Annotated in this window: 26 protein-coding genes and 1 tRNA gene; 20 read left to right on the top strand and 7 right to left on the bottom strand. The window is 59.7% G+C overall.

Annotation, left to right across the window (positions count from 1 at the left end; translation table 11 throughout):
- The first annotated feature begins 88 nt into the window (after positions 1-88).
- The 19 genes from AC1AX7_RS02925 to AC1AX7_RS02835 all read left to right on the top strand — a co-directional run bounded on the left by AC1AX7_RS02925 (position 89) and on the right by AC1AX7_RS02835 (position 15,587).
- The gene (locus AC1AX7_RS02925; protein ID WP_476508605.1) at positions 89-493 is read left to right on the top strand and encodes a PH domain-containing protein; all 405 of its coding nucleotides are present in this window, start codon (positions 89-91) and stop codon (positions 491-493) included.
- Between the two features lie 149 nt (positions 494-642).
- Entirely contained in the window at positions 643-1,389 is a 747-nt protein-coding gene (gene pyrH, locus AC1AX7_RS02920) for a UMP kinase (RefSeq protein ID WP_476508604.1), read from the top strand.
- A 95-nt stretch (positions 1,390-1,484) separates the two neighbouring features.
- Positions 1,485-2,039: a ribosome recycling factor gene (frr, locus tag AC1AX7_RS02915; RefSeq protein ID WP_476508603.1), complete on the top strand. Its 555-nt coding sequence runs from the start codon at positions 1,485-1,487 to the stop codon at positions 2,037-2,039.
- Positions 2,040-2,111: 72 nt separating this feature from the next.
- On the top strand, positions 2,112-3,137 hold the full coding sequence (locus tag AC1AX7_RS02910; RefSeq protein ID WP_476508689.1) for a phosphatidate cytidylyltransferase: 1,026 nt from the start codon (positions 2,112-2,114) through the stop codon (positions 3,135-3,137).
- 56 nt (positions 3,138-3,193) lie between these two features.
- Positions 3,194-4,405 (top strand): dual-specificity RNA methyltransferase RlmN, encoded by a 1,212-nt coding sequence (gene rlmN / locus AC1AX7_RS02905; RefSeq protein WP_476508602.1) that lies wholly within the window; start codon positions 3,194-3,196, stop codon positions 4,403-4,405.
- Between the two features lie 89 nt (positions 4,406-4,494).
- Entirely contained in the window at positions 4,495-5,265 is a 771-nt protein-coding gene (gene hisF, locus AC1AX7_RS02900; protein WP_476508601.1) for an imidazole glycerol phosphate synthase subunit HisF, read from the top strand.
- Between the two features lie 27 nt (positions 5,266-5,292).
- The gene (gene hisI, locus AC1AX7_RS02895) at positions 5,293-5,676 is read left to right on the top strand and encodes a phosphoribosyl-AMP cyclohydrolase (RefSeq protein WP_476508688.1); all 384 of its coding nucleotides are present in this window, start codon (positions 5,293-5,295) and stop codon (positions 5,674-5,676) included.
- A gap of 119 nt (positions 5,677-5,795) precedes the next feature.
- Positions 5,796-7,889, top strand: coding sequence for a bifunctional indole-3-glycerol phosphate synthase/tryptophan synthase subunit beta (locus AC1AX7_RS02890; protein WP_476508600.1), 2,094 nt, complete (start codon positions 5,796-5,798; stop codon positions 7,887-7,889).
- A gap of 26 nt (positions 7,890-7,915) precedes the next feature.
- The gene (trpA, locus tag AC1AX7_RS02885) at positions 7,916-8,776 is read left to right on the top strand and encodes a tryptophan synthase subunit alpha (protein WP_476508599.1); all 861 of its coding nucleotides are present in this window, start codon (positions 7,916-7,918) and stop codon (positions 8,774-8,776) included.
- A 167-nt stretch (positions 8,777-8,943) separates the two neighbouring features.
- A complete protein-coding gene (lgt, locus tag AC1AX7_RS02880; protein ID WP_476508598.1) occupies positions 8,944-9,924 on the top strand; it encodes a prolipoprotein diacylglyceryl transferase in 981 nt (326 codons plus the stop codon).
- Positions 9,925-9,957: 33 nt separating this feature from the next.
- Positions 9,958-10,623, top strand: coding sequence for a ribulose-phosphate 3-epimerase (rpe, locus tag AC1AX7_RS02875; protein WP_476508597.1), 666 nt, complete (start codon positions 9,958-9,960; stop codon positions 10,621-10,623).
- 29 nt (positions 10,624-10,652) lie between these two features.
- A complete protein-coding gene (locus AC1AX7_RS02870; RefSeq protein WP_476508596.1) occupies positions 10,653-10,916 on the top strand; it encodes a phosphoribosyl-ATP diphosphatase in 264 nt (87 codons plus the stop codon).
- A gap of 108 nt (positions 10,917-11,024) precedes the next feature.
- Positions 11,025-11,876: an ATP phosphoribosyltransferase gene (gene hisG, locus AC1AX7_RS02865; protein ID WP_476508595.1), complete on the top strand. Its 852-nt coding sequence runs from the start codon at positions 11,025-11,027 to the stop codon at positions 11,874-11,876.
- A gap of 24 nt (positions 11,877-11,900) precedes the next feature.
- Entirely contained in the window at positions 11,901-12,515 is a 615-nt protein-coding gene (locus AC1AX7_RS02860) for a CDP-alcohol phosphatidyltransferase family protein (RefSeq protein ID WP_476508594.1), read from the top strand.
- Positions 12,505-13,473 (top strand): DUF881 domain-containing protein, encoded by a 969-nt coding sequence (locus AC1AX7_RS02855; protein WP_476508593.1) that lies wholly within the window; start codon positions 12,505-12,507, stop codon positions 13,471-13,473. Before AC1AX7_RS02860 ends, AC1AX7_RS02855 begins: the two co-directional genes overlap by 11 nt.
- Positions 13,474-13,477: 4 nt before the next feature.
- The gene (locus AC1AX7_RS02850) at positions 13,478-13,810 is read left to right on the top strand and encodes a small basic family protein (protein ID WP_476508592.1); all 333 of its coding nucleotides are present in this window, start codon (positions 13,478-13,480) and stop codon (positions 13,808-13,810) included.
- A gap of 4 nt (positions 13,811-13,814) precedes the next feature.
- Positions 13,815-14,645, top strand: a complete 831-nt coding sequence (locus AC1AX7_RS02845) for a DUF881 domain-containing protein (RefSeq protein WP_476508591.1) — start codon at positions 13,815-13,817, stop codon at positions 14,643-14,645.
- A 5-nt stretch (positions 14,646-14,650) separates the two neighbouring features.
- The gene (locus AC1AX7_RS02840) at positions 14,651-15,088 is read left to right on the top strand and encodes an FHA domain-containing protein (protein WP_476508687.1); all 438 of its coding nucleotides are present in this window, start codon (positions 14,651-14,653) and stop codon (positions 15,086-15,088) included.
- Between the two features lie 109 nt (positions 15,089-15,197).
- Complete coding sequence (locus tag AC1AX7_RS02835; RefSeq protein ID WP_476508590.1) at positions 15,198-15,587, top strand: hypothetical protein; 390 nt, start codon at positions 15,198-15,200, stop codon at positions 15,585-15,587.
- 193 nt (positions 15,588-15,780) lie between these two features.
- Here the strand turns inward: AC1AX7_RS02835 and AC1AX7_RS02830 are convergent, their stop codons facing one another.
- The 6 genes from AC1AX7_RS02830 to AC1AX7_RS02805 form a co-directional block, all read right to left on the bottom strand.
- Positions 15,781-16,497, bottom strand: a complete 717-nt coding sequence (locus AC1AX7_RS02830) for an HAD hydrolase-like protein (protein ID WP_476508589.1) — start codon at positions 16,495-16,497, stop codon at positions 15,781-15,783.
- 108 nt (positions 16,498-16,605) lie between these two features.
- Complete coding sequence (locus AC1AX7_RS02825) at positions 16,606-16,953, bottom strand: RNA polymerase-binding protein RbpA (protein ID WP_476508588.1); 348 nt, start codon at positions 16,951-16,953, stop codon at positions 16,606-16,608.
- A 113-nt stretch (positions 16,954-17,066) separates the two neighbouring features.
- Positions 17,067-19,658: a DEAD/DEAH box helicase gene (locus AC1AX7_RS02820; RefSeq protein ID WP_476508587.1), complete on the bottom strand. Its 2,592-nt coding sequence runs from the start codon at positions 19,656-19,658 to the stop codon at positions 17,067-17,069.
- Positions 19,659-19,681: 23 nt separating this feature from the next.
- The gene (locus AC1AX7_RS02815; RefSeq protein ID WP_476508586.1) at positions 19,682-19,999 is read right to left on the bottom strand and encodes a hypothetical protein; all 318 of its coding nucleotides are present in this window, start codon (positions 19,997-19,999) and stop codon (positions 19,682-19,684) included.
- A gap of 10 nt (positions 20,000-20,009) precedes the next feature.
- Positions 20,010-21,926, bottom strand: coding sequence for a helix-turn-helix transcriptional regulator (locus tag AC1AX7_RS02810; protein ID WP_476508585.1), 1,917 nt, complete (start codon positions 21,924-21,926; stop codon positions 20,010-20,012).
- Positions 21,927-22,061: 135 nt separating this feature from the next.
- Entirely contained in the window at positions 22,062-23,456 is a 1,395-nt protein-coding gene (locus AC1AX7_RS02805; protein ID WP_476508686.1) for a UTP--glucose-1-phosphate uridylyltransferase, read from the bottom strand.
- A 262-nt stretch (positions 23,457-23,718) separates the two neighbouring features.
- Here AC1AX7_RS02805 and AC1AX7_RS02800 point away from each other — a divergent pair.
- Positions 23,719-23,795, top strand: a tRNA-Pro gene (locus AC1AX7_RS02800).
- Positions 23,796-24,154: 359 nt separating this feature from the next.
- Here the strand turns inward: AC1AX7_RS02800 and AC1AX7_RS02795 are convergent.
- Positions 24,155-25,249 (bottom strand): EcsC family protein, encoded by a 1,095-nt coding sequence (locus tag AC1AX7_RS02795; protein WP_476508584.1) that lies wholly within the window; start codon positions 25,247-25,249, stop codon positions 24,155-24,157.
- Positions 25,250-25,251: the final 2 nt, after the last annotated feature.

The following is a 25,251-nucleotide window of genomic DNA, read 5'->3' as shown; positions in this document are numbered from 1 at the left end:
CACGCCGAAAGCGAATGAACGAAAACCGCTTCGCCGACGGGTAATCTGGAATGAAAATCTCCGTATCAGACGACGGGAGGGACAGGCAATGTCCACATTGGCAGATGGCAATATACTGTGGCGCCAGCGCAAGCGCAACTGGTGCCGCACACCGTTCACGTTCACCGTATACACGTTGACCGATCAGGAACTGTCTGTGAAAAGCGGCATCCTCAACGAGCGTTTCAATCTGGTCAAACTGTTCCGCATCGTCGACATCAGCATCGAACGCACTCTTCTGCAGCGCATATTCGGCATGTCGACTTTGGTCCTGAACACGCATGACCGTTCCTCGCAGGACGGCATCATACGTTTGACGAATGTCATCGACGGCTTCGCCGTTCGGCAATTGCTGCAGGATGCGGTTGACGAGTCCCGAAACGCGAACGGCATGTCTGCACGCGAATTCATCGACGGCGATCCGAACGATTACGGCGAGGATTTCGGTCAATGACCGTTTCCTCCAACGATCGACTCCATGGGGTTCGCGGAAGTGTCCGATCGATGCGGCGCGGCCATTGCGGGCATAACGCCACTGTCTTCGTTAACAGATAGTCTGGAAGACGGTAATTTTCGTGGTTTTTCAGGCAAGAAAGGCTGTATATGACTGGCGAAAACGCATCCGTCAAGCCCCGTAGGGTGCTGCTGAAGCTGTCCGGTGAAGCATTCGGCGGCGGTCGCGTCGGCATCGACACAAAGGTGATTCGTCGTATCGCGGAGGAAATCGTGCCGGCTGTCCAGCAGGGCGTGCAGGTCGCCGTTGTGACCGGCGGCGGTAATTTCTTCCGTGGCGCCGAACTGCAGCAGGCGGGCATCGACAGGTCCCGCGGCGATTACATGGGCATGCTCGGTACGGTGATGAACTGTCTGGCATTGCAGGACTTCCTGGAGCAGGAGGGACAGGCGACCCGCGTGCAGACCGCCATCACGATGGGGCAGGTCGCCGAGCCGTATATTCCGCTCAAGGCCATTCGCCATCTGGAAAAGGGACGCGTCGTGATCTTCGGCGCCGGTGCGGGCATGCCGTACTTCTCCACGGACACGGTGTCCATCCAGCGTTCCCTCGAAATCCACTGCGACGAAGTGCTGATGGGCAAGAACGGCGTCGACGGCGTGTACACCGCCGACCCGCGCAAGGATCCGCAGGCCAAGCTGTTCAAGACGTTGGACTACAACCGTGCGCTTGTCGACAATCTTGCCGTGATGGATGCGTCCGCACTGTCGATGGCGCGCGACAACAAGCAGTGCATCCGCGTGTTCGGCCTGGAGGAGAAAGGCAACGTGACCCGCGCCCTGCTCGGCGAGAACATCGGCACTTTGGTCTCCCAAGCCGACGCGACGCTTGCCTGAACACGCTGGATGGCGGCCGGCGACGGCTGTCAAGAGCATTCAAAGGCGAATCAGCAAGTACAATCAAACCCAACCACCTATCAAAGGAGCAACCAATGGCGAATCTTGTAGACCAGGCCAAGGAACAGATGGCCAAGACCATCGAATCGACGAAGGAGAACTTCTCCGGCATCCGCACCGGCCGCGCCAATCCGGCCCTGCTGAACGGCATCACCGTGGACTACTACGGCGCCCCGACGCCGCTGAAGGCCGTCGCCACCATCGGCGTGCCGGAGCCGCGCACGCTGGCCGTCACCCCGTTCGACGCCTCCCAGGTCAACGCCGTCGAAAAGGCTCTTCGCGATTCCGACCTCGGCGCATCCCCGCGCCGTGACGGCAACGTGATCCGCTTGACCATGCCGGAGCTGACCGAGGAACGCCGCAAGGAATACGTCAAGCTCGCCAAGGGCAAGGCGGAGGACGGCAAGGTCGCCGTGCGCAATATCCGCCGCAAGGCCAAGGAAAGCATCGACAAGGCCGTCAAGGACGGCGAGATGGGTGAGGACGAGGGCGATCGTCTGCTCAAGGAGCTCGACAAGGTCACCAAGACGACGACCGACGAGCTCGATGCCCTGCTGGAATCCAAGCAGAAGGAGATCATGGAGGTCTGAGGCTTCCATGTCGAGTGCTGCGTCCGTCATTTGACCTTGCAACCGTAGGAGCGTTTGACGGGCGCAGTTATCATGTCGAACGCGGTCTATGCGTCAACGAAGGAGCGTGAATTGGGGCAGCTCGAACAGCGTGAACGGGAAGCCGAGCAGACTCTGGCCGATATCAACAGGAAAACCGGGCGCAACATGCCTCAGGCCATCGCCACGGGTGTGTTGCTTGTAGCGGTCATTCTCGCATGTCTGCTGATCAGCATCGATCTGTTCGTCATATTGATCGTCGCGTTCATGATACTGGCGTTGTGGGAGCTGCGCGTCGATTTCGCCACAGCGGGATTGCATATTCCGGTCGTCATGCTGTGGCTGTGCTCCGCGGTCACATTGCTGACCACGTACTACTCACCGCACCATATCGTGGCCATGTCCGTATGCGTGCTGGTATCGCTGCTGCTGGTGGCTGTCGCGGCCAGCGCGAAAATCTCCTTCGGCAGCCGCCTGAGCCTTGCCGTGGCCGACAAGCTGTCGCATACCGACGCCAACGCGCGTCTGGAATCCTCCTTCAACCACGAGGAAGGCGAACGGCGCCACAGCCGACTGAGCCACGTCGCGGTTTCGATGTTCACCGTGCTCTACATTCCTCTTCTGGCATCATGCTTGGTGATTGCTCTGACCTTCAACGGTCATCCCGTCGCCCATGCCATCATGCTGGTATTCCTGCCGGCATTGAGCGATACCGGCGGCCTTATCGCTGGCGCATGGCTGGGCAAGCACAAGCTGTCGCCGCGCATCTCCCCGAAGAAATCGGTGGAAGGACTGATCGGCTCGGTGCTGTTCGCCATGGTCGGCGCCTTCGCGATCTTCGCCGCGACCTATGACGCAACGCAATTCGCGGCCTACTGGTGGACTCCGATCGTCGCCGGCATAGTGACCGGCATCGTCGGCACTTTCGGCGACCTGTGCGCTTCGATGCTCAAACGCGATATCGGCATCAAGGATATGGGGCATCTGCTCAAAGGCCATGGCGGCGTGATGGACCGCGTCGATTCCATTCTGCTGTCCGCGCCGTTCCTCTGCCTGCTGCTGTGGTCCACCGGCTTGTAATGCGCGACCGGCAACGGCCGGAACCGAATATAACCAATCCCCATCGGAAAGAATCAATGAGCGAATTCAGATCAGTCGCATCCAATGACATCTCCAATGACGCACCGGAAAGCGGCATCACCCCGGGCGGCACTTCCGGTGCGTTTCGCGACGTGCTGTCGAAGGACCACGCCCGTCGCGGCAAACCGCCCGTTCACTTCGCCGATATGAGCGAAGCGGAACGCATCGAATGCGCCGCGGGATTGGGATTGCCGAAATTCCGCGTCAAGCAGCTCGCCAATCATTATTACGGCCATTTCGACGTCAACGCCGAGGAATTCACCGATTTCCCTGCGGCGAAGCGCGCCGAGGCCGCTGCGACGTTCTTCCCGACGCTGATCACCGAAGTGACGCGCCAGATCGCCGACCAGGGCACCACCGTCAAGACATTGTGGCGGCTGTTCGACGGCTCCCTGATCGAATCCGTGCTGATGCGCTATCCGACGCGCACCACATTGTGCATTTCCAGCCAGGTCGGCTGCGGCATGGGCTGTCCGTTCTGCGCAACCGGCAAACTGGGGCTCACCCGCAACATGTCGACCGGCGAAATCCTTGAGCAGGTGCGTGTGGCGGCCAAGATGATGCGTGACGGCGAGGTCGCCGGCGGTCCGGGCCGCTTGAGCAACATCGTGTTCATGGGCATGGGCGAGCCGATGGGCAATTACAAGTCCGTGCTTTCGGCGGTACGCCAGATCAGCGCGATGCCGCCGGAGGGCTTCGGCATCTCCGCACGCAACATCACCGTGTCGACGGTCGGCGTCGTTCCAGGAATCAGAAAGCTGACCGACGAAGGCATTCCGGTGCGTCTTGCGGTGTCTCTGCATGCGCCGAGCGACGAGCTGCGCGATGAGCTTGTGCCGATGAACAAACGTTTCAACACCACGCAGGTATTGGACGCCGCGCACGACTATTTCCTGTCGTCCAAGCGCCGCGTCAGCATCGAATACGCGTTGATGCGTGGCATCAACGATCAGGAGGAACACGCCCGCCTGCTGGCCAAGCGCCTGAACCATTACGGCGACAATTGGGCGCATGTCAATCCGATTCCGCTTAATCCGATCGAAGGCTCGAAGTGGACGGCCTCCAAGCCGGAGGATGAGCGGCGATTCCTTGAAATCCTGCACAATGCGGGCATCACCGCCACCTTGCGCGACACTCGAGGCCAGGATATCGACGGTGCCTGCGGGCAGTTGGCGGCCAAGGAGAAGCCGGTCCAGAATATGGACTGAAAACATGGGCCGAAGCGTCTCTCGCGAACAATAGGCAACGAACGGCCCCGCCGGGGCGAATATGCGAGATCAGAGATCGGGAGGGAATCATGTCGCTGGCGGTACGAGTCATACCGTGTCTTGACGTCGATGCGGGCCGGGTGGTCAAAGGCGTGCATTTCGAGAACCTGCGCGACGCCGGCGACCCGGTCGAGCTGGCCCGCGAATACTACCGGCAGGGCGCCGATGAACTGACGTTCCTTGACGTGACCGCCTCCAGCTCGCATCGCCGCACGATGGTGGACGTCGTCTCCCGTACGGCCGAACAGGTGTTCATACCATTGACGGTCGGTGGCGGAGTGCGCACGCCGGAGGATGTGGACTCTCTGCTGCGCTGCGGCGCAGACAAGGTCGGCGTGAACACCGCGGCGATCAACGATCCGACGTTGATCAGCCGCGTCGCCCAACGTTTCGGCAACCAGGTGCTGGTGTTGTCGGTGGACGCCCGCCGTGAGCGGGGGGAGCGGCATACCGAATCCGGTTTTGAAGTGACTACGATGGGCGGTCGCAAATCGACCGGCATCGACGCCATCTGGTGGGTGAAACGCGCTGAAGAGCTGGGCGCCGGGGAGATCCTGCTCAATTCGATGGACGCCGATGGCACTCAGCAGGGCTTCGACCTGGAAATGATCAGGGCCGTCCGCCGTGAAGTGAAGATTCCGATAATCGCCTCCGGCGGCGCAGGCAAGGCCGCTGATTTTCCGCCCGCGATCGAAGCGGGCGCCGACGCGGTGCTCGCCGCATCGATTTTCCATTACGGCAAGGTGACCATCGGCGAGGTCAAGGACGCCATCCGCGCCGCCGGTCATGCCGTACGCTGAATGTGTCTGGGGGAGAGGCAAAGCATGATGACGGATCAATACGATAATTCCACCGTTCTCGACCCGCGCATCGCCGGGCGGTTGAAGCTTGACGACAAGGGCTTGGTGGCGGCCGTGATCCAGCAGTACGATTCGAAGGACGTGCTGATGGTCGGCTATATGAACGCTGAAGCGCTGCGGCGCACGCTGACCGAAGGCCGCGTGACCTTCTGGTCGCGTTCCCGTCAGGAGTATTGGCGCAAGGGCGATACCTCCGGCCATGCGCAGTATGTCAAATCCGTATCGTTGGATTGCGATGGCGATGCGCTGCTGGTCGAAGTCGATCAGGTCGGCGCCGCCTGCCATACCGGAAAGCGGTCGTGCTTCCTTGAGGGCGGCCCGTTGCCGGCGGTGGAAGGCGTACGCCCGTAAACGCCGTTCCGTTCCAAAAACGTGCCCACAATGTAGGATATGCCCGGTTCGGGACTGTTCGTGCGGCATACAGTGGTGAGTGATCATAGTCAACGATCGCCAACCCACTGAGGAGAATCATGTCGGTACTGGACGAACTCGTAGCGGGCGCGCTGGAAGACCAGCAGGCCCGTGAACGCATCCTGTCGCTCGAATCGCTCAAGCGGACCGCAATCGCGGCTCCTGCGGCGCTCGACGCGACACGATGGCTTCGCCAGCCCGACTCCGTTCCGGTGATAGCCGAAATCAAGCGTTCCTCTCCGTCCAAAGGCCATCTTGCCGATATCTCGGACCCGGCAGGACTCGCCCGTGAATACGAGGAGGGCGGAGCCAGCGCGATTTCCGTGCTTACCGAAGGCCGTCGTTTCGAAGGAAGCCTTGACGACCTGGATAAGGTGCGGTCGGCTGTGCGGATCCCCGTATTGCGCAAGGACTTCATCGTCACCGAATACCAGATCTGGGAAGCCCGCGCCCACGGCGCCGATCTGGTGCTGCTGATCGCCGCCGCGTTGGATGACGGGCGATTGCGCAATCTGCTTGATCTGACGCATCAATTGGGCATGCATGCGCTCGTCGAAACGCATGACCGGGACGAAATCCGGCGCGCGGTGGCCGCCGGCGCGCGGATCATCGGCGTCAACGCCCGCAACCTGCACGACCTTGAGGTGGACGTCGCCGTATATCGTCAGCTGTGCGACGACCTGCCGGAAGACGTCATTAAAGTCGCCGAATCCGGTGTCTTCGGCTCGTGCGAAATCGACGAATACGCCCGTGCGGGCGCGGACGCCGTGCTCGTCGGCGAAGGCGTGGCCACGGCCCGCGACCATGCGTTGGCGGTGCGGCGCCTGGTCGCGGCCGGGAAAACGGTCAAAGCGTCCGAGCGCATGCCGTTGAGCGAACATGAAGGCCCGTACTTCGGCCGTTTCGGAGGACGCTACGTGCCTGAAGCGCTGATCGGAGCGCTGGACGAACTCGAGCGCGTGTATGACGAGGCGAAGGCCGATCCGGAATTCCGGAAGGAATTGGACAGGCTGAACCGTCAGTATGTCGGACGCCAATCGCCATTGACCGAAGCGCCGCGTTTCGCGCAGCGTCTGGCCGAAAAAACCGGCATCCGGCCGCGCGTGTTCCTGAAACGTGAGGACCTCAACCATACCGGCGCCCATAAGATCAACAATGCGCTCGGACAGGCGCTGCTGGTCAAGCGCATGGGCAAGACGCGCGTCATCGCCGAAACCGGTGCGGGCCAGCACGGCGTGGCCACCGCGACCGTGTGCGCGATGATGGGCTTGAAATGCCGTATCTACATGGGCCAGATCGACGCCCGGCGTCAGGCGCTGAACGTGGCCCGCATGCGCATGCTCGGCGCCGAAGTCGTGGAAGTGACGCTGGGCGATCGCATCCTGAAGGATGCGATCAACGAGGCGCTGCGTGACTGGGTGACGAACGTCGCCGATACGCATTACCTGTTGGGAACCGTCGCCGGGCCGCACCCATTCCCGACGATGGTGCGCGATTTCCAGAAGATCATCGGCGAGGAGGCGAAGCGGCAGCTGCGGGATTGGTATGGCATCGACCATCCGGACGCGGTGTGCGCCTGCGTCGGCGGCGGTTCGAACGCCATTGGCGTCATGAACGCCTTCCTTGACGACGAGCGTGTGAATCTTTACGGCTACGAAGCCGGCGGCCACGGCCCGGACAGCGGGCGCCACGCGATCCGCTTCGCGCCCGGCACCGGCGAGCTCGGCATGTTCCAGGGTGCGAAGAGCTATCTGCTGGAAAACGAGGAAGGCCAGACCCTCGACACGTATTCGATTTCCGCGGGCCTCGACTACGCGTCCGTCGGCCCCGAGCATGCATGGCTCAAGGAGATGGGACGAGTCCGGTATTCATGGGCCACCGATGAGGAGGCCATGTCCGCGTTCAAGGATCTGTGCGAAACGGAAGGCATCATCCCCGCAATCGAAAGCTCGCACGCTTTGGCCGGCGCCTATAAGGCGTGCGCCGATCTGAAGGCCAAAGGCTACGAGCATCCGGTGATGATCATCAACGTCTCCGGCCGTGGAGACAAGGACATGAACACCGCCGGCAAGTGGTTCGGATACCTGACCGACGAACAGGCGGCCGCGTTGGAAGCCAACGGCGTGCCGGGCAGCGAAACCTGCGGACGATAGGCATGGGGCGGAAAGGGACGAATCGCATGAACGACACAACGATGACCCGCGTCGAGCGCAACGCGGAACGCCGCACGGAGGCTTTGCTCTCCCGCTTCAAGGCAGATGACAGGCCCGCTTTCATCGGCTACCTGCCATATGGGCTCCCCGATCCGGATTCCTCTGCGGCCGCGTTGGCCACGATGGTCAAACATGGCGTGGATATGGTGGAAATCGGTCTGCCGTATTCCGATCCGGTCATGGACGGTCCCGTCATCCAGGCGGCTTCGCAGATTGCATTGAACGCAGGCGAACGCATCGCCGGCGTATTCCGGGCGGTCGAGGCCGTGGCCGAAGCCGGTGGCGTGCCGCTGATCATGAGCTATTGGAATCTGATTTACCACTATGGCGTCGAACGTTTCTCACGCGACCTGTCGAACGCCGGCGGCGCAGGCCTGATCACACCGGATCTGATCCCCGATGAGGCCGGTGAATGGATCGAGGCTTCCGACAGGTATGGATTGGACCGCATATTCCTGGTATCTCCGGATTCGGCCGACGAACGTCTTTCCGTGGTCGCCCGCGATGCGCGCGGCTTCGTATATGCGGCGGCGCGCATGGGCGTCACCGGCGAACGCGATGACATCGGCACTTCGCCGGAAACCCTGGTCGCAAGAACACGTCGCGCCGGAGCCGAAAACGTATGCGTCGGCATCGGCGTCTCCACCCCCGAGCAGGGGGCGACCGTCGGCCGATACGCGGACGGCGTCATCGTCGGATCGGCATTGGTGCATACGCTGCTCGACGAAACCGGGCGCGGCGCGTTGCCGGTGAAGGCCGGCCTGTCGGCGCTGGCGGCGAAAACCGAGGCGATGGCCGAAGGCGTCCACAACGCCCGGCGGCACTGACGCGGCAGGAAGATCCACGGGAGCCGGCCGGCCGATGCATCCGTGCGGAGGAACATCGGCGCATGCCGTGCCTTATGCTCGCCGCGCGGAAGTTCACGCCCGTTTTGGCTGCGTCGTATCGCACAAAAGCCGGATCCCGAAGACGGAAGGCTATAGGATAAGGAACCATGACACTTGCATATATCCCATCCCCGCCGATTTCGCTGTTCACCATCGGACCGCTGACCATTCACATCTACGCGCTATGCATTCTCGCCGGCATCGTGCTGGCGGTATGGATCACCAATACGAGGTGGAAGCGTTTGGGCGGCGACTTCGACCAGATTCTGGATATCACGCTGGTCAGCGTGCCGATCGGCATCATCGGCGCGCGCGTATACCACATCATCACCACGCCGGAACGATTCTTCGGACCTGACGGCGATTGGGTGGAAATGTTCCGCATCTGGAACGGCGGCCTGGGCATCTGGGGCGGCATCGCCTTCGGAGCGGTCGCAGCCTGGCTGTGGTGCCGCCATAAGCATTATCCGATGGCATTGCTCGCCGATGCGATCGCGCCGGCGCTGCTGGTCGCCCAAGCCGTCGGGCGTCTGGGCAATTGGTTCAACCGCGAACTGTACGGCGCGGAAACGACGCTGCCCTGGGGTCTGAGCGTCGACGACAGCGCAACGCTGTATCATCCGACGTTCCTGTATGAGCTGATCTGGAATCTGATCGGCGCCGCGCTGCTGGTATGGGTCGGCCGTAAGACCGCGAACGTCCTGAAGGCCGGTTCGCTGTTCACCATGTATGTGATGTGGTATACGGCGGGGCGCACCTGGATCGAAGCGCTGCGCATCGATTACGCGCACACGTTCCTCGGCGTGCGCGTAAACGTCTGGGTCTCGATCGTCGTGTTCGTGCTCGGCGTCATCGCCTTCATCGCCGTGCAACGTCTGGGACGCATGACCGACGAACTTGTCGTGACGCTGCGCGAGGCGACCGCCCGCGAAACGGCTGCCGCTCAGACGTCCGACCATGATGCGGTTTCCTCCGACGGCGCGTCCGCCGGCACGCGGGACGATTCGGAGGCTCCGAACGCCGCCCGCGGCGCGGAAAAGAGTGAACAATCCGTACCAATGGGTGAAATTCCCGCCCAACAAGCCTGATCCAAGTCGCTTACCCTCCATAGAATGAGAGCCATGACTATTCAAATCGCACCTAGCATCCTGTCCGCTGATTTCTGCAATCTCGAGCGTGACCTCAAGGCCATCGCCAACGCCGATCTGGTTCACGTCGATGTGATGGACCACCATTTCGTCCCGAACCTGACGTTGGGCGAGCCGATCGTCAAGCGCATCTGCGAGGTCACCGATCTGCCGGTGGACGTCCATCTGATGATCGAGGACCCGGATCGCTGGGCTCCGGAATACGCCAAGCTGGGCGCGGCCTCCGTCAGCTTCCACATGGGCGCCGCCCACGCTCCGGTGCGTCTGGCCCGCCAACTGCGTGAAATGGGCTGCAAGGCATGCTTCGCCGTACGCCCGGCCGAACCGGTCGAACCGATCTTCGACATTCTCGACGAATTCGACATGATTCTGATCATGACCGTCGAGCCCGGATTCGGCGGCCAGAAGTTCCTCGACAATCAGATGGCCAAGGTCCGTCGCCTGCGTGACGAGATCACCCGCCGCGGCCTCGCCACGAAGATCCAGGTGGATGGCGGCGTCAGCCCCTCCACGGCGCATATCGTCGCCGAAGCGGGCGCCGACGTGCTGGTCGCCGGTTCCGCGGTATACGGCGCGGAAAATCCGGCCGAAGCCATCGACTCCATCCGCGACGAAGCCGAGGCCGCATTCAAAGCCTGACCATCTGGTTTGAAAGGACTCTTCCGATAATGAAGACGTTTGAATCGTTGTTCGAAGAATTGAGCGCGAAGGCCGCATCACGTCCGGAAGGCTCTCTGACCGTCGACGAATTGGACAAGGGAACGCATTTCATCGGCAAGAAAATCGTCGAAGAGGCGGGGGAAACCTGGATCGCGGCGGAATATGAGGGTGCCGAACGCACAGCCGAGGAGATGAGCCAGCTGATCTATCATCTGCAGGTCATGATGATCGATCGCGGCATCACGCTGGAAGATATCTACAAGAACCTGTAACGCCGGATCCGCGCACGCGCTGATGGCGTTTGCGGACGCCGCGCAAGACAGGACCTTCCTGTCAAGCGTGGCGTCCGCATGTCCGCATATCCGGCCTGAGGAGGAATCATGTTGAGAATCGCCGTGCCCAACAAGGGCATGCTGTCCGAACCCGCTTGGAATATGCTGTCGGAGGCCGGCTACCGGCTGCGCAGCAATCCGCGTCAGCTTGTCGTGGACGATCCCGACAACGATGTGGAACTGTTCTACCTGCGTCCGCTCGATATCGCGGTCTATGTCGGCCGCGGCACGATCGATGTCGGCATCACCGGCCATGATCTGCTGCTCAATTCCGGCACTGACGCGCAGGAGCATCTGCAGCTCGGATTCGGCGCCTCGACGTTCCGTTTCGCGGCCCCCAACGATTCCCCGATTAATTCGCTTGCCGACATCGAAGGCAAGCGGGTCGCCACTTCGTTCGACAAACTGGTCCATGACTATCTGGTCGAACACGGCATCAACGCGGAAACCATTCATCTGGACGGTGCGGTGGAATCCTCCGTGCAGCTGGGCGTCGCCGATCTGATCGCCGACGTGGTTTCGACCGGTACGACGCTGCGCAATGCCGGGCTTCGTATCTTCGGCGATCCGATCGTCCATTCCGAAGCGGTGCTGATCCGTTCCCCGCGCCTTGCCGAGGATGACGAACGTCTGGTCAAGCTGAGCCGCCGACTGCAGGGCGTGCTCACGGCGCAGCGCTACGTGCTGATGGATTTCGACATCCCGGTCGACAAGGTCACCGCTGCGGTGGCCGTGACCCCTGGTTTCGAAAGCCCGACGATTTCGCCGCTGCACGACAAGCAATGGTCTGCGGTGCGCGTGATGGTGCCGAAGGCGAAGGTCAATCAGCTTATGGATGAACTCTACGAGGTCGGCGCGCGCGGTATCATCGTCACTGCACTGCAGGCTTCGCGAATCTGATTTGAAGGTATGATTGAACGGGTGATGAATAACCAAACGCATCAGAAGTACAGTCCGGAGGCTCGGGATGTGTTGTTTACCGTTCCGAACGCCATCAGTTTGCTGCGCATTGCGTCGATTCCCGTGATCGCCATGCTGATTTCCAGACATGAGATGGTGTCGGCTTTGGTGCTGATCGCCGTTTCCGCCGCTTCGGACGGCGTCGACGGCATCATCGCCCGTACGTTCAACCAGGTCAGCAAAGTAGGGCAGATCCTCGACCCCATCGCGGATCGCCTGCTGATTTTCTGCAGTATCCTGGCTCTCGGTCTTGCCGGCGTCATTCCATGGTGGATGCTGATCGTCGTGGGGCTTCGCGATCTGATCATGGCGGTGCTGATCGTGATGCTGGCCCAGCATGACTATGGTCCGCTTCCTGTGCATTTCGCCGGCAAAACGGGTACGGCCTTGCTGATGGTGGCCATTGTCGTGATGATCTTCGCGGATATCGGGAACAATCCCGCTTCGCGGCTGCTCAATTATTTCGGTATCGCCGCCTGTATCTGGGGTGTCGTCCTGTACTGGCTTGCGGGATATATCTACATGCGTCAGGGGTTTGCCCTGATCGCTGCGGACAGGCGATCTGCCGATGGTGAATGAGCCTTCCGTACGCAATCGCTTTCCTGTGCAGCAGGAGAACATGCCGACGAAGCGTCGCGCGGTGTTTTCCCATTCGTTTGCCGGTTTGGAATCGCATCATGCCCCTGCTCCGGGAAGCATCGGCGTGGCCCGTCCCCATCATAGGAAAACCGATGATGACTCGCTTCGTTTGATTGACGATCTGACGAATCGTCCCATGGATATGCTGTATACGGATGCGCGTCTGCTGCAGCGTCCGTCGTCTCCGGTTTCATTATGGACGACGCGTATCATCGTTTTTCTTATCTGCATCGTGGTCGGTTTGGCCGGTTCCATCTTCGTCAAACAGTTGAGCACGGATCCGCGCCGCGAAGTGCGCGAACAGCTGATCAGCCAGCTGGAGGACGAGGTCGCACAGGCTCAATCGCTGACGGATACGGTTAACGATCTGCGCTCCGATGTCGAGAAGCAGTCGAGGAATCTGAACGATTCGGTCGATACCGAAATGCTGACGGCCGACGAAATGGCCAATGGCCAGCTGCCTGTGGAAGGGCCGGGAATCGTGCTGACGGTTGCCGATCCTTTGAGCGCTTCCATCGACGGCAACGGCGGGGACGCGTCCGGCGCCGCCATCCGTGTGGTGACGGACGGCGATCTGCAGATGCTGGTGTCGCTGCTGTGGCGTGCGGGCGCCGAGGCGATTTCGATCAACGGATACCGTCTTGGCGTGCAGACTTCGATCCGAACTGCGGGCTCGTCGATTCTTGTCGGACTCAACGCCATCCAAAGCCCGTACCGCATCGAGGCGATCGGCGATAGGAACGCGTTGTCCGACGCCATGGACGAGGACACGTTGCCTGATCTGTATGCGTCCTTGAACGAGGCCGGCATTTATCCGCGAATAGCGAAGTCGAATTCGATTACACTGGAAGCGGCGGTATCCGGCAATATCAGTTATGCGAAAAACGAAGGGGAGTGATTGGATGGCGGCGATTCTGGGCCTTATCATCGGCGTTGTCATTGGCGTATTCGTGCAGCCTGATATTCCTGTCGAACTGCAGCCTTATCTGCCGATCATGGTGGTCGCCGCGCTGGACGCGCTGTTGGGCGCGGCCCGCGCGTATTTCCAGCGAAGCTTTTCCGATAAGGTGTTCGTGATCTCGTTCTTCTCGAATGTCATCACCGCGACGTTGCTGGTGCTGCTGGGCAACCAGTTGGGCGTGGGCTCGCAGCTGCAGACGGCCGTCATCGTCGTGCTGGGCATTCGCATCTTCTCGAATGTCTCCGCCATCAGGCGATTCATCTTCAAGGGCTGAGCGGATGATCGACAAGAACGGCCGCAAGTCGGACCTGCTGAGCAAAATGCATCGGCAGCATGCGAATGACAAGGCGAATGACCGCACCGAAACCGGCTCCTTCCCGGTTGTGCGCAAGAAGCCGAAGCGTACCGTCTCCTTGGACGGGAAGGCCACGAGAACGCGCCTGTATTCGAGCGTTCTGGTCGTCGTATTGTGCGCGATGCTGGGGTATGGCTATGTCATTCAGCTGAACAACACCGATCAGACGTATGAGTCGATGAGCGAGGAGGAGCTTATCCGTCTGATCAATGAAACCAATTCGCAGGTGCAGAAGCTCGAACAGCGCCGGGACGAGTTGAGCAGCCAGCTTGAATCGTTGAAGGACACGGCCGATAAGAATGCGCAGGCGCAGGAGATCGCCCGTCAGAACGAGGAGACGAGCGGTTTGCTGTCCGGTCGCCTGCCTGCTGTCGGCAAGGGCATCACGGTTCGTATTTCGCAGGGTTCGAAGCAGGATGTGGATGCTACGGTGCTGTTCACGCTGCTTGAGGAGCTGCGCAATGCCGGCGCCGAAGTGATTCAGATCAATGATGTGCGTGTGGTGACCAGCACGTATATCAGCGACGGGAAGAACGGTCTGGAATGCGATGGCAGGGCTTTGGAAGCCCCGTTCGTCGTAAAGGCCATCGGAGACCCCGACAATCTGCTCAATGCGATTAATCTTGCCGGGGGAGTAGGCTCCCGGTTGAAAGTGAAATACGGTTCTTCAGTGAACATCAACACGACGGATGAGGTCGTTATTGACGAGATTCGCGAAGTTCCGCAATATCAGTATGCAAAGACGGTAGAATGACCTTTATGACTGATCCGATTCCAAGTGCAGGCGAGACGACCATCATCGGCCTTCCCGCCATTACCGTTCCGATTACATCCACCGGCGACCGCCCGTTGACGCAAGGCGATCTGGATACGATCGCGCGCCTTTCGGAGGGGACTGCGCTGCTGATTTCCACGCGTGGCGCGGTGACCGGTTCGCGGTATCTGCTGGACGAGGATGAGATCACGGTCGGTCGTGATCCTCGTGCGGACATCCTGCTTGACGATTCCACGGTGTCGCGGTCCCACGCGGTGTTCCGCCGTGTCGACGGCGTCTATCATGTGATTGACGCCGGCAGCCTGAACGGCACTTATGTCAACCGTCAGCGCGTCGATCAGGCGCAGCTGAAGAACGGCGACGAAATCATGATCGGCAAATTCCGTCTGGTGTTTTTCACCAGATCCGCCGTCGTCATGTAATGTGCCGGCCGCTGAAAAGAGCATGCCGAATCCGCATTGATATTGTCGATATGTGCCGCCGATGTCCCAAACATCGGCGGCATTATGTGATTGACGGGGGAGTCTCGCTGTGAAAGATATGCTGCCGGCGCTGCTGTGGTCCTGTGCGGTCGTGCCGCCTATTCTGATCTGTCTGATATGCGCGGTCAACGCCCAATACCTGGGCGGACGTCGCGACGATCCCGTAAAGCCCGTGGGATGGCCGGTCATCGTCCTTCATCTGCTGTCATTGCTGTTTGCGATGACCCCGTTCATCGCATATAAAACGCTTGCCGACGACATATCGGCAAGCATGCGCGCCTGGTACGCGCAATTCGGCTGGCCCGCGGGAATCGTCATGATCGCGCTGATCGGCGCCGAACTGTTCATGATGTACCTGCAAGCCAAACGCGCCGCCGAAAGCGAAATGGACCAGGCCCTGCATCGCCGGCCCGATCGTCAGAAAACAACGAATCAATAGCATGGAATGCCGGCAGACTGCGCGCATCACGTTATATCGGGCCAAACCGGAGCGTGCTGACATAACGCGATGACGTCAAACAACCCGGCATCCCGACCAGGCTGCACGCACTCGCGTTATGTCAGGCCAAGCGAAGCATGGCGATATAACGCGATGACGTTATGTCAGAAATAAATTTCTGACATAACGTACATTATCGGATAAAATAATCCTGCACTGCGGAGCTCAATTCGTCCACCTTGTCGATGACCGTATAAGCCCCATGTTCCGTCAGTTCGCCTTCTTCGGCGTAGCCCCATCCGCATCCGAGGCAGTCGAGTCCGCATGCGATGGCGCCGTCGACGTCGGTCCATCGGTCGCCGACCATCAGCGCCTTGTCGCCGGCGTCCGCATCGTATCCGATGCTGTCGAAGGCGTATCGGATGACCTGGTCCTTGTCGATGCGCGAATTGTCTTCGCTGGCGCCGTAGACGCCGTCGACCATGTCGGTGATGTGGAAATGCTCGCAGATCGGCTTGGCCTGGTATTCGGGCTTGCAGGTGGCGATGTATAGCCGATATCCGTTTTCGCGCAGGATGGCGAGCTGTTCCGGGATTCCGTCGTAGACGGTGTTGTAGAGTCGGCCGGGCACTTTGCTGCCGGGATTGTTCGGATCGTCGAATACGGCTTGGTTGGCGTAGTAGTCGCGGTAGATCGCGATGCCGCGTTCGAGCTGGTCTTCCGGGATGTGGTTTCGGCGGAGGGATTCGATGATCGGCGGGCCGATGAATCGGTGGAGTTCTTCGTCGTCCGGGACCGGGTAGCCGAGTCCTTCAAAGGCTTTGATGACGCATGCGATGATGCCCGGATCTGATTTCGTCAGTGTGCCGTCGAGGTCGAGCAGGACGATTTTCTGCGGTTGTTCGGCCATGTTGTGGTGTCACTCCCCTATGGAATTCTGTCGGTTTGCTTCCAAAACACAATTATGCCCGGTCTTGCTGACCGGGCATGCGTCGATTACGTATTGTTCGACGAGGGTTCACTCGTAGTCGGGAATCCATCCGTCGCGATGCATCTGCAGACGCTTTTCGAGCAGGGCCTGCAGTTCCTCTTCGGTGCGGCGTTCGAGCAGCATGTCCCAGTGCGTACGGGTCGGTTTGCTGATCTCGTCGGCGTCCCCGTCTCCGTCGCCTTCGCGGTGCGCGGTCGCGCCGCAGCGGCATTCCCACTCGTTGGGCGCTTCGGCGCCTTCTGCGAACGGCAGAATGGTGCGGTGTCCCTTTGGACAAACATATGCGACGTCGTTGCGTGCCGCGAAATCGACGTTGTCGTCGGATTCAAGCGATTTTGCGCCGATGCTCATGCCTCTCAGGCTGCGTTCTGCCATTGTTGCCTTGCCTCCTTGATTGCTGCTCGTCCTACGCTACAGAACAGTTCGGACGAGCGGTTTATTCCCGGTTTTCATGATATGCGATTATGTCTGGCCCGGTTCGCCCAAGGTCATTCGATGCCTGAATATGCGACGATGCCGCGGTTGACGCCATCCGCCGCCTGACGCGCGATTTCGGCGAGCCGTTCATGTCCTGCCCCCAGATACGGTTCGGCGACGGCGATCTGCTGGAGCATGTCGGACAGGCGTTTGGCGCTGCGCACGAAGTCGCCGCCGGTCAGTTCGGTGTCGTCAAGCACCCGTGACAACGTTTCCCCGGCTGTCCAGTCGTAGATGACATCGGCGATGCCGAAGTCGAGTTTCGGCAGCTCCGCAAGCATGTTGTCTTCGCACAATACCGATATGTCATTGTGGATGCGTCGCATTTCCAATGCGGTCATGGACACCGTGCCGTAGAGGCCGCCGGGATATCGGCGCGGCTCCCCCGATCCCCCTCGTCTGGATTCGTATACCAGCGAAGAGAGCGCTGCCGCGAGTTGCGGCGCCGTCAGATCGTCGAGTATGCCGCTGACGATGATCTGCGCCAATACGAGATCCTGTTCGCTGTACAGGCGTCGCAGCAGCTGGCCTTGTTCGGTGAGACGATAGTCGGTCCGTTCCCTGTCGGCTTGTCGCGTGAGATATCCCAGCGTTTCCAACGTGTTGCAGATCCGGTCGAACTGCCTGGCGACGGAGCCGGTACGGGATTCGAAGCGATGCCGTACACGCTGCAGTTCGCGGCTTTCACGGGCCCAGCGATGCCCCCACTTGAGATGCTCCTTGAAATCCGGGCAATTATGGCATGGATGGTCGCGATCCTTTTCGCGCAAGGCCGAGATGCGCCTGTCCAGTTTGCGCAATGCCCGCGAACGCTCCTCCGCGGTGCTGAAGAGCTCATGCTTGAGCCTGCGGCGTTCGTTCTTCTCCAGATCGCTCAACGCCATGCGTATGCGCATGAAGTCCCGAAAATCGCCATGCTCGCATGCGAATGCCGTTTCATATCCGGACAGGGCCTGTTCCAGGGCCTTCATCTGTTCTTCGAGCTGCCATGCGGATTCGTTGGCCTCCCATTGCGCGAAGGAATGGTCGAGCGTGACGCGCGCGGTCTCATAGTCGCTGGCGTTGAGCAGGTTCACCGCCATGTTGAATGTCGGCTTGAAACTGGAATGCAATGGGTAGACGCGCTTGCTGGACAGCGATGCCGCCGTGGCCGGCATGAATCCGCGATGGTCGACGACGACGGCGTGTCCGATGGTGTCGATGCCGCGTCGGCCTGCACGGCCCGTCAGCTGGGTGAACTCCCCCGGCGTCAATGCGACGTGGCCTGTGCCGTCGAATTTTTCGAGTTTTTCGACGACGACGCAGCGCGCCGGCATGTTGATGCCCAGCGCGAGCGTTTCGGTGGCGAATACGACTTTGATGAGGCCTTCCTCGAACAGCCGTTCGACGATCTGGCGGAACAGGGCGATCATGCCGGCATGATGCGCGGCGAAACCTTCTTCGAGGGCGAAGCGGAATTGCGAGAAATGCAATGCCTTAAGATCTTCGCGGCCAAGCTGTCCTTCGATCATCTCGTCGATGATGCGGCGTATCCGCTGCGCCTCACTGTCGGTGGTCAAGCGCAGACCGGCGTTTATGCACTGGTCGACGGCCTGATCGCAGCCGTTGCGGGAGAAGATGAAGAAGATTCCCGGCAGCATGTCCAGATAGTCGAGTTCGTCGACCACCGCCCATCGGCGTGGAACATGCCGTTCCGGACGGCGCCTGCAATCCCGGCGTTCTTTTCCGCGTCCCTGATATCGGCCGGAATGGTGATCGGCGGATTGCCGTTTCGCGGCGCGCCTGTCCAGCTGGTCGATTCGGCTGATCAGGCCGGCGTTGATCTTTGCGGTCTGCTCCCCCATATCATCGCGGCGGTACAGGTCGATCAGTTCCGGTTCGGTACGGTCGTCCGCTTGGACCAACACATGCTGTTCCAACGGTACCGGGCGTTTTTCCGACACGACCAGCGTGGTGTCGCCGCGTACGGAGGATATCCAATTGGAGAAATCCTCCACATTGGAAACGGTTGCGGAAAGCCCGATGATCTTCACGCTTTGCGGCAGGTGGATGATGACTTCCTCCCATACCGGTCCGCGGAACTTGTCCGCCAGATAATGCACTTCGTCAAGTATGACGTAGCGCAGTGCGTTCAACGTCACCGAATGCTCGTACAGCATGTTGCGCAATACCTCCGTGGTCATGACCACGATATCCGCTTCGGAATTGATGGAGATATCGCCGGTGAGCAGGCCTACGCGATCGGGTCCGTACAAGTCGACCAGATCATGGTATTTCTGATTGCTTAACGCTTTGATCGGCGTCGTATAGAACGCTTTGACGTTGCGTTCCTGCGCCAGGAAGACGGCGAAGTCGGCGATGACTGTTTTGCCGGCGCCGGTCGGGGCTGCGACAAGCACGTTGTTGTCGGCTTCCAACGCTTCGTTCGCTTTGATCTGGAAATCGTCCAATCCGAAGGGCAAGGATTTCGCGAATCGCGCCGCGGCGCTGAGACTGCGCCGCCGGGAATCGCGGAATGCCGCATATCGTTGCGACGGGGATAGTGAAGCTTCGCTCGTCACGTCGGTGGATTTTCCGGTTTTACGATGATGGTGACGGGTCATTGCTCCTGCTTTGCTTCGATCATTCAGTCATTGTAATGGGACCATCGTGCCCAGATGCGGGCGTGACGGTTGCGTTTGTCGGCAAGACGCTCATACTTGCGCGCCTGCGTGTTCTCATACCGCTGCATCGTATCCTTGAGCGGCACGGTGAACGAGGCGGGACGCCCATCCTCCTGCGATGCGTCCGTCTGGGACAATGCCGACAGATGGTCGCCCATGGCCATTCCCGTTCCCATGGCGACTTTGGCGGCACGGATCGCATGTATGACCGCATACGCCGCACCGATGACGATCATGGCAAGCATGAAAACCGCAAGAATGAGCCATATCCACCAAGGCATGCGAATCCCCTCAGCTCTCTTCGTCGTGCTGCCCGACGCTGAGCTCATGCTGGGCGCGGGCGATGATCATCGTGCGCAGCGTTTCCGGGGCGACGGCGGTGATATGCCGTGCGTGCGCGATGCAGAACGCCACGAACCATGAATCGGACGAGACGATGAGATGGACCTTTTCGCCTTCCCCATACGGTTCGACGGTGGCTCCCGGGAGACGGTCGACGAACGGCAGATCGGTCTGGTCGGTGATGAACACCGCGGCGGTGCCGTTGTCGAAATTCCACTGGCGAAGTTCGGAAACCGGCACATCGGGGATATCGACATGCCGTGTGGGGCTGACCAGTTCGGCTTTTTCGATGCGGGCGATGCGCAGGGTCTGCCAGATGCGCGGTTTGCCGTTGGCCTTGTTGATGGTCATGTCCTTCTGGACGAGCTTCAGCTTGTCCTCCGGAGCGGCATCGGCCACATCCGTCCAAACGGCCGTATAGTACACGCCTTCATCCACGAAAATCTTGGCCGGGGCGACCAGCTTGCGGCGCGTCCTTCCCGCGCCGTCCGTGTATTCCATATCAAGCAGCGAATCGGTGGAAATCGCACGCTTGACGATGGAGAAGGCGCGCGGCTCCACTTCGAATCCGGTGAGGCTGAGCCACGGCGTGGAGCCCGGCTCGACGTGCTGGCGCAGACGCTTGTACAAGGATTCGGCCTGAAGACGCTGGTCGTCGGGCAGCAGCGGCGAATGCGCCAAATAGCTGACGGAAGCCGTCAGCATGCTCAGATACTGCTGCGAAATGCCTGCAAGACGTTCAAGTCCGAGCGAATTGGTGGCCGCCACGATGCCCTCGGCGTCCAGCAGTGACCAGTCGATGTCGAAGAACTGGCTTCCGGCCATTTCGCCGTCGTCGGAAACGGTGGTCAACGTGTTGATGTCCTTATGGATGACGTTGACGTATTTCTTCATCTCATCTTCGCTCTTCGGCTTGCCGATGAATCGTTCGGCGAGCTCCTCGAGAGAGAATTCCTCACCCAGATGAGCGGACAGGAACAGCATCAGTCGCAGTCGACGATCCACTTCGCTGCCGGTCTGGAACGACGTGCCCTTCTTCTGATGCGCCTTCAGATCCTCCGGATCGGGCTCGCTTGGAGTGTCGCGGCTGATGGAGGGCGCGACGACGGCCGCGGCCTGTGCGCTGGCCGATTCGTCGGCATGCTGGAACTGCGTCGCCGCGTTCAGCCGGCGTTTGAAGGCGGCCGCGGCCTCCGGCGGGCTGACGATCGACGCGCCCGGATGCTCCAGGACGAACATGGCCAGATCATCCGAATCGGTGTAGGCGACATTGAGATGTTCGCCGTCCACGTCGATCGTCGCGGCGAAGCGACGGGAGTCCACGACCTGCATCAACTCGTCGGGAATGACCTGCGTCCCCAATCCCGGGGCGATGGAATCCAGGCCGAGTCCCGGAATTGGCGTCTGGGGCACGCGCGGCGCCGTACGCGATGCATGTTGCTGGACCTGCTGAGGCTGTTCGGAGGAGATGGACATCGATCGCGCCAGATAATTGGCCGCGGCGAGAACCGCCATATCCTCCTGCGCGAATTGGAGGCGCACGCGCGGTTCATCGCCCAATTGCAGTCGGTACGAGGCGAAATCCTGTCCTTCGGATTTCGACGAATATTCAGGCTGCCGCGATTCGATGGCGATGCCCATCGCGGCAAGTTTGGCCCGGTCGCGCTGGAACTGCTTGGCGAAAGCCGCCTTCGCCGCTTGGTCGGCCAGCTCTCCATACGAATCCGCATACGCCTTCACACGTTGCGCGATTTGGCGAGAGGTCAGCCATTGGGGGAACGCCGATGACAATACCGCCAAGACATCGAGCTCATGCTTGCCCCACTTGTCGGAAAAACGACGCCTTCCGTTGCTACCCTCTGCCATTAGTCCTCACGTATCGTTAACGTAGTTGTCTAAGTGTGCAGCCTTTGCTGCCCTCACTCTATGATAAAGGCTTTTTACATATATCGGGACCGATTTCATGAAAAAATCGGTTTTCTTTTATTTTTCCCTCCGTTCTCAGATCCAATCATCGGGCTCGATGCCTTGCGGCCCAACGTGTTCGCCGTTGGGGACATAGCTCGCCTCCCCTTTATCTTCAAGAATCGCGTCGCCGAACAACGACACGTCGCGTCCGAACGTCCAATCGCCGTTGATGGTCACCGAATTGGCGGCGGCCAGCGACGGCACGGAATACGGGAAACGTTCGTCGAAATCATGGATGTTCCTGTAGAAACGTGGATCGAGACGCACGTCGGGGAAAATATAGTTGCCGTCTTCCATTTCGTATTGGTCGGTCAGATGGAAACGGTCGGAGCGCATGATGAACAGATCGTCGGTGGTTTTCACCGGCAGGAAACGCATCCGGTCGACGCATACGCATGTCGCGCCGTCGAACAGCGTGACAGCCGCGCCCATGGCGGTCTCCAACTGGATGACTTCGGTGGAGCTCGGATCGGATGGATTGACGTTCTTACGGTTGCGGATCACAGGCAACGGCAGGACGCCATCATAGGCGGCCAGCTTCGCCTTCAACGCATCGATGCGCACCCAGATGCTGTTGGTATTGAAATACGGGTGCCGTTCGATATCCTGCGCCGACGCCTTATCATCGGGATGAACCTGGCTCATTTCCCGCAGCATCAACCGTCCCGTGTCCTTGTCTCGCACGATGTGACCGCCTTTGCGGTCCGCCGGGGTGCGCTTGGCCACTTCGATCATGAATGGTGCGCCCGTGTTCTCGAAATGCTGGGCCAACGTTCTGGAAGGCCGGGCGCCGAGATTGTCGGAATTGGAGATGAACAGATATTGGATGCCATGCGCTTCCAATTCATCAAGCAAGCCGGATTCCCAGATCGTCGAGAACAGGTCGCCGTGTCCCGGCGGGCACCATTCCAGCTCAGGATCGGCCGGGTACGATGCAGGCTCGCCGGTCGCCGCCACTATCTTCGGCTCCTGATGCTGAATGATTTCCATCGGAATCTCTTCCTGACGGAACTTACGATGCTGCGTCATCACTTTCATCGTATCGGCCGAAGTGCGGAAGGAATTCATCATCGTCAACGGCAATTCCACACCCAAACGGGCTCGTGCGGTAAGCACCTGGCCGATGATGATGTCGATGAATCGCATCTGCTTCGCCTTGTGGCGGCGCACCGGCAGCAAGGATTTCGCGCAGTCCAGGCCCATCGAAGTGCCAAGCCCGCCGTTAAGCTTCAGAAAAGCGGTTTTGGCGAAGGCATCCACGGCCTTGTCGTGATTGATGGTCTCATAGACGTCGTGGAAGCTGGGAACGCCTGTGAGCGGTTCGACGTCCTGTTCGCGAATCCATGTGCTGGTCTCTTCATTGCGCCACACGTCGTAAAGACGCTGGAACTGTGCGATGGATACATCACTCATGCCATGCTCGCGCATTTTTTGCGCAGAAAGCTCGAACACGTCATCAGTCACTTGCGTTTCCTCCAATTCGATTCACGTATCCGTCCCATACGGGTCTGCAAGCCATTTTACGACGAAGTCACGGTAATATCGCGAATACGCGGCATGAAGACAGAACATCTTGGCCGGGCACGCCGTGTCGGCCGACACGTTTTTCCGATGGCGACACGAAAAACGACATGAATTTGGGTTTTTACGGATGCTATGCTATCTTAACTACTCGGTGTTACACACCGCTCGGACCATAGCGCAGTTTGGTAGCGCACTTGACTGGGGGTCAAGGGGTCGCGGGTTCAAATCCCGCTGGTCCGACCAAAAGGGCGGAAATTCAACGATTTCCGCCCTTCTGCTTTTCGGGTGAAACTCCATCGGGTACATTGCGGAAGTCATCTCCGCTTATTCGTATCAACAGCGAGTGGAAGAACATGTATCCTGATTTCATCTTCTTCCAGCAGATAGCAAGCGGCGACATCGCGCGCACGATAAGTCGGCCCGCATGGCGACTGGATGGGTTGGCATCGCCAAGCGAAGGGGTGCGTGAAGTAGCTGCACGAACATTCTGTTGGATTTTATTCGCAAAAACGAAGACCTATCAGACATGCTGCATCAATTCAGGGGGTATTAGCCTAAATGCGTCGTACCCGTAATCATGACTTCAGGAATAAGGACACACATCATGCTTCAGACGCTTCTGCTGTTATGGATGCATCATTCATAACAGAACCGGTCAGCATGGCGATGCGTGTCTGCTTTTCGAAAATGAATCGCTTCTGATAGAAGATGTTGGCGTAGTCGATGCATCGTGCGATTTGCCATGTATCGACACCGGCGCCAATGACACCGCCAATGATGGGGACGCCTTTCTGCACCGTTCTCAATGGCAGTTTGCGTCCGATCATCTGGAATACCCTGTTGAAGATGCTTTTCTCCAGTCCTTGCCGGCCCGCCTTGTCCAACGCCTTGGCCGCGGCTTTATTGGCGAGGGCACGCATCTGCGCGATAAGTAGGGGGACGCCGCCTTTGGCTATCATCTCGCCCCATCCTTTGCCGGCCGCGATCTTCACCACCCCCGCCTCGGCTATCATCATGACTTTGCCCACGGCGGCGCCAAGGCCTCCCATCTCGTTGTCGGCGGATGGCGCCATGGAATTCGCGAATACCGCTCCTGCGATCCCCATTTCATCGGGATCGTTCCTGACGTCGTACCCGTAGGTCAAAGCCACGTTCTGCACCGCCCGGAAACATTGGAAAGTATTCAGTACCAAGCTGAAGGGGAGGCCGGCAAAACCGACGGCTCCGGTGGTGCCGCCTTCGATAGCGGCAACACCCATGTTCTGCGCTTTGACCGAGTCGACGACTTTGCCCAGGGTATAGCTTCGTGCCAGGCAAAGCTCGTCCAAGGACAGGTACTCGTTGCTGGAGTCCAATTTGTTGACCTGAGCGAGTACATCATCTTGGTTCAACGTGTATTTCGCCACTTGCTGTTCCACTTGGGAAAACCCGTCGGCGATTATCTTAAGCATCTGCTGATAGATCTGGGCCTGCGCTATGGCCTGGGCCGCGTCCTGGCCGATCTGCTTAATCTGCTGAGGTACGATGTCGACGATCTTGTCTCCCATTTTTCTCGCGATGCCCGGCTCTATCATCTTCTGGTATCGGGCCGTCAACGATTCAAGCGAACGCTGTTCCTTGCCATCGATTATCGGGTCGGGAAGAGTGAAACGCGATGCATCAGTCATATTCCTGAGTATAAGCATCGTCATGCCCATTC

Source organism: Bifidobacterium sp. LH_449, assembly GCF_056356755.1.
This window is presented reverse-complemented; position numbering and strand designations above follow the sequence as displayed.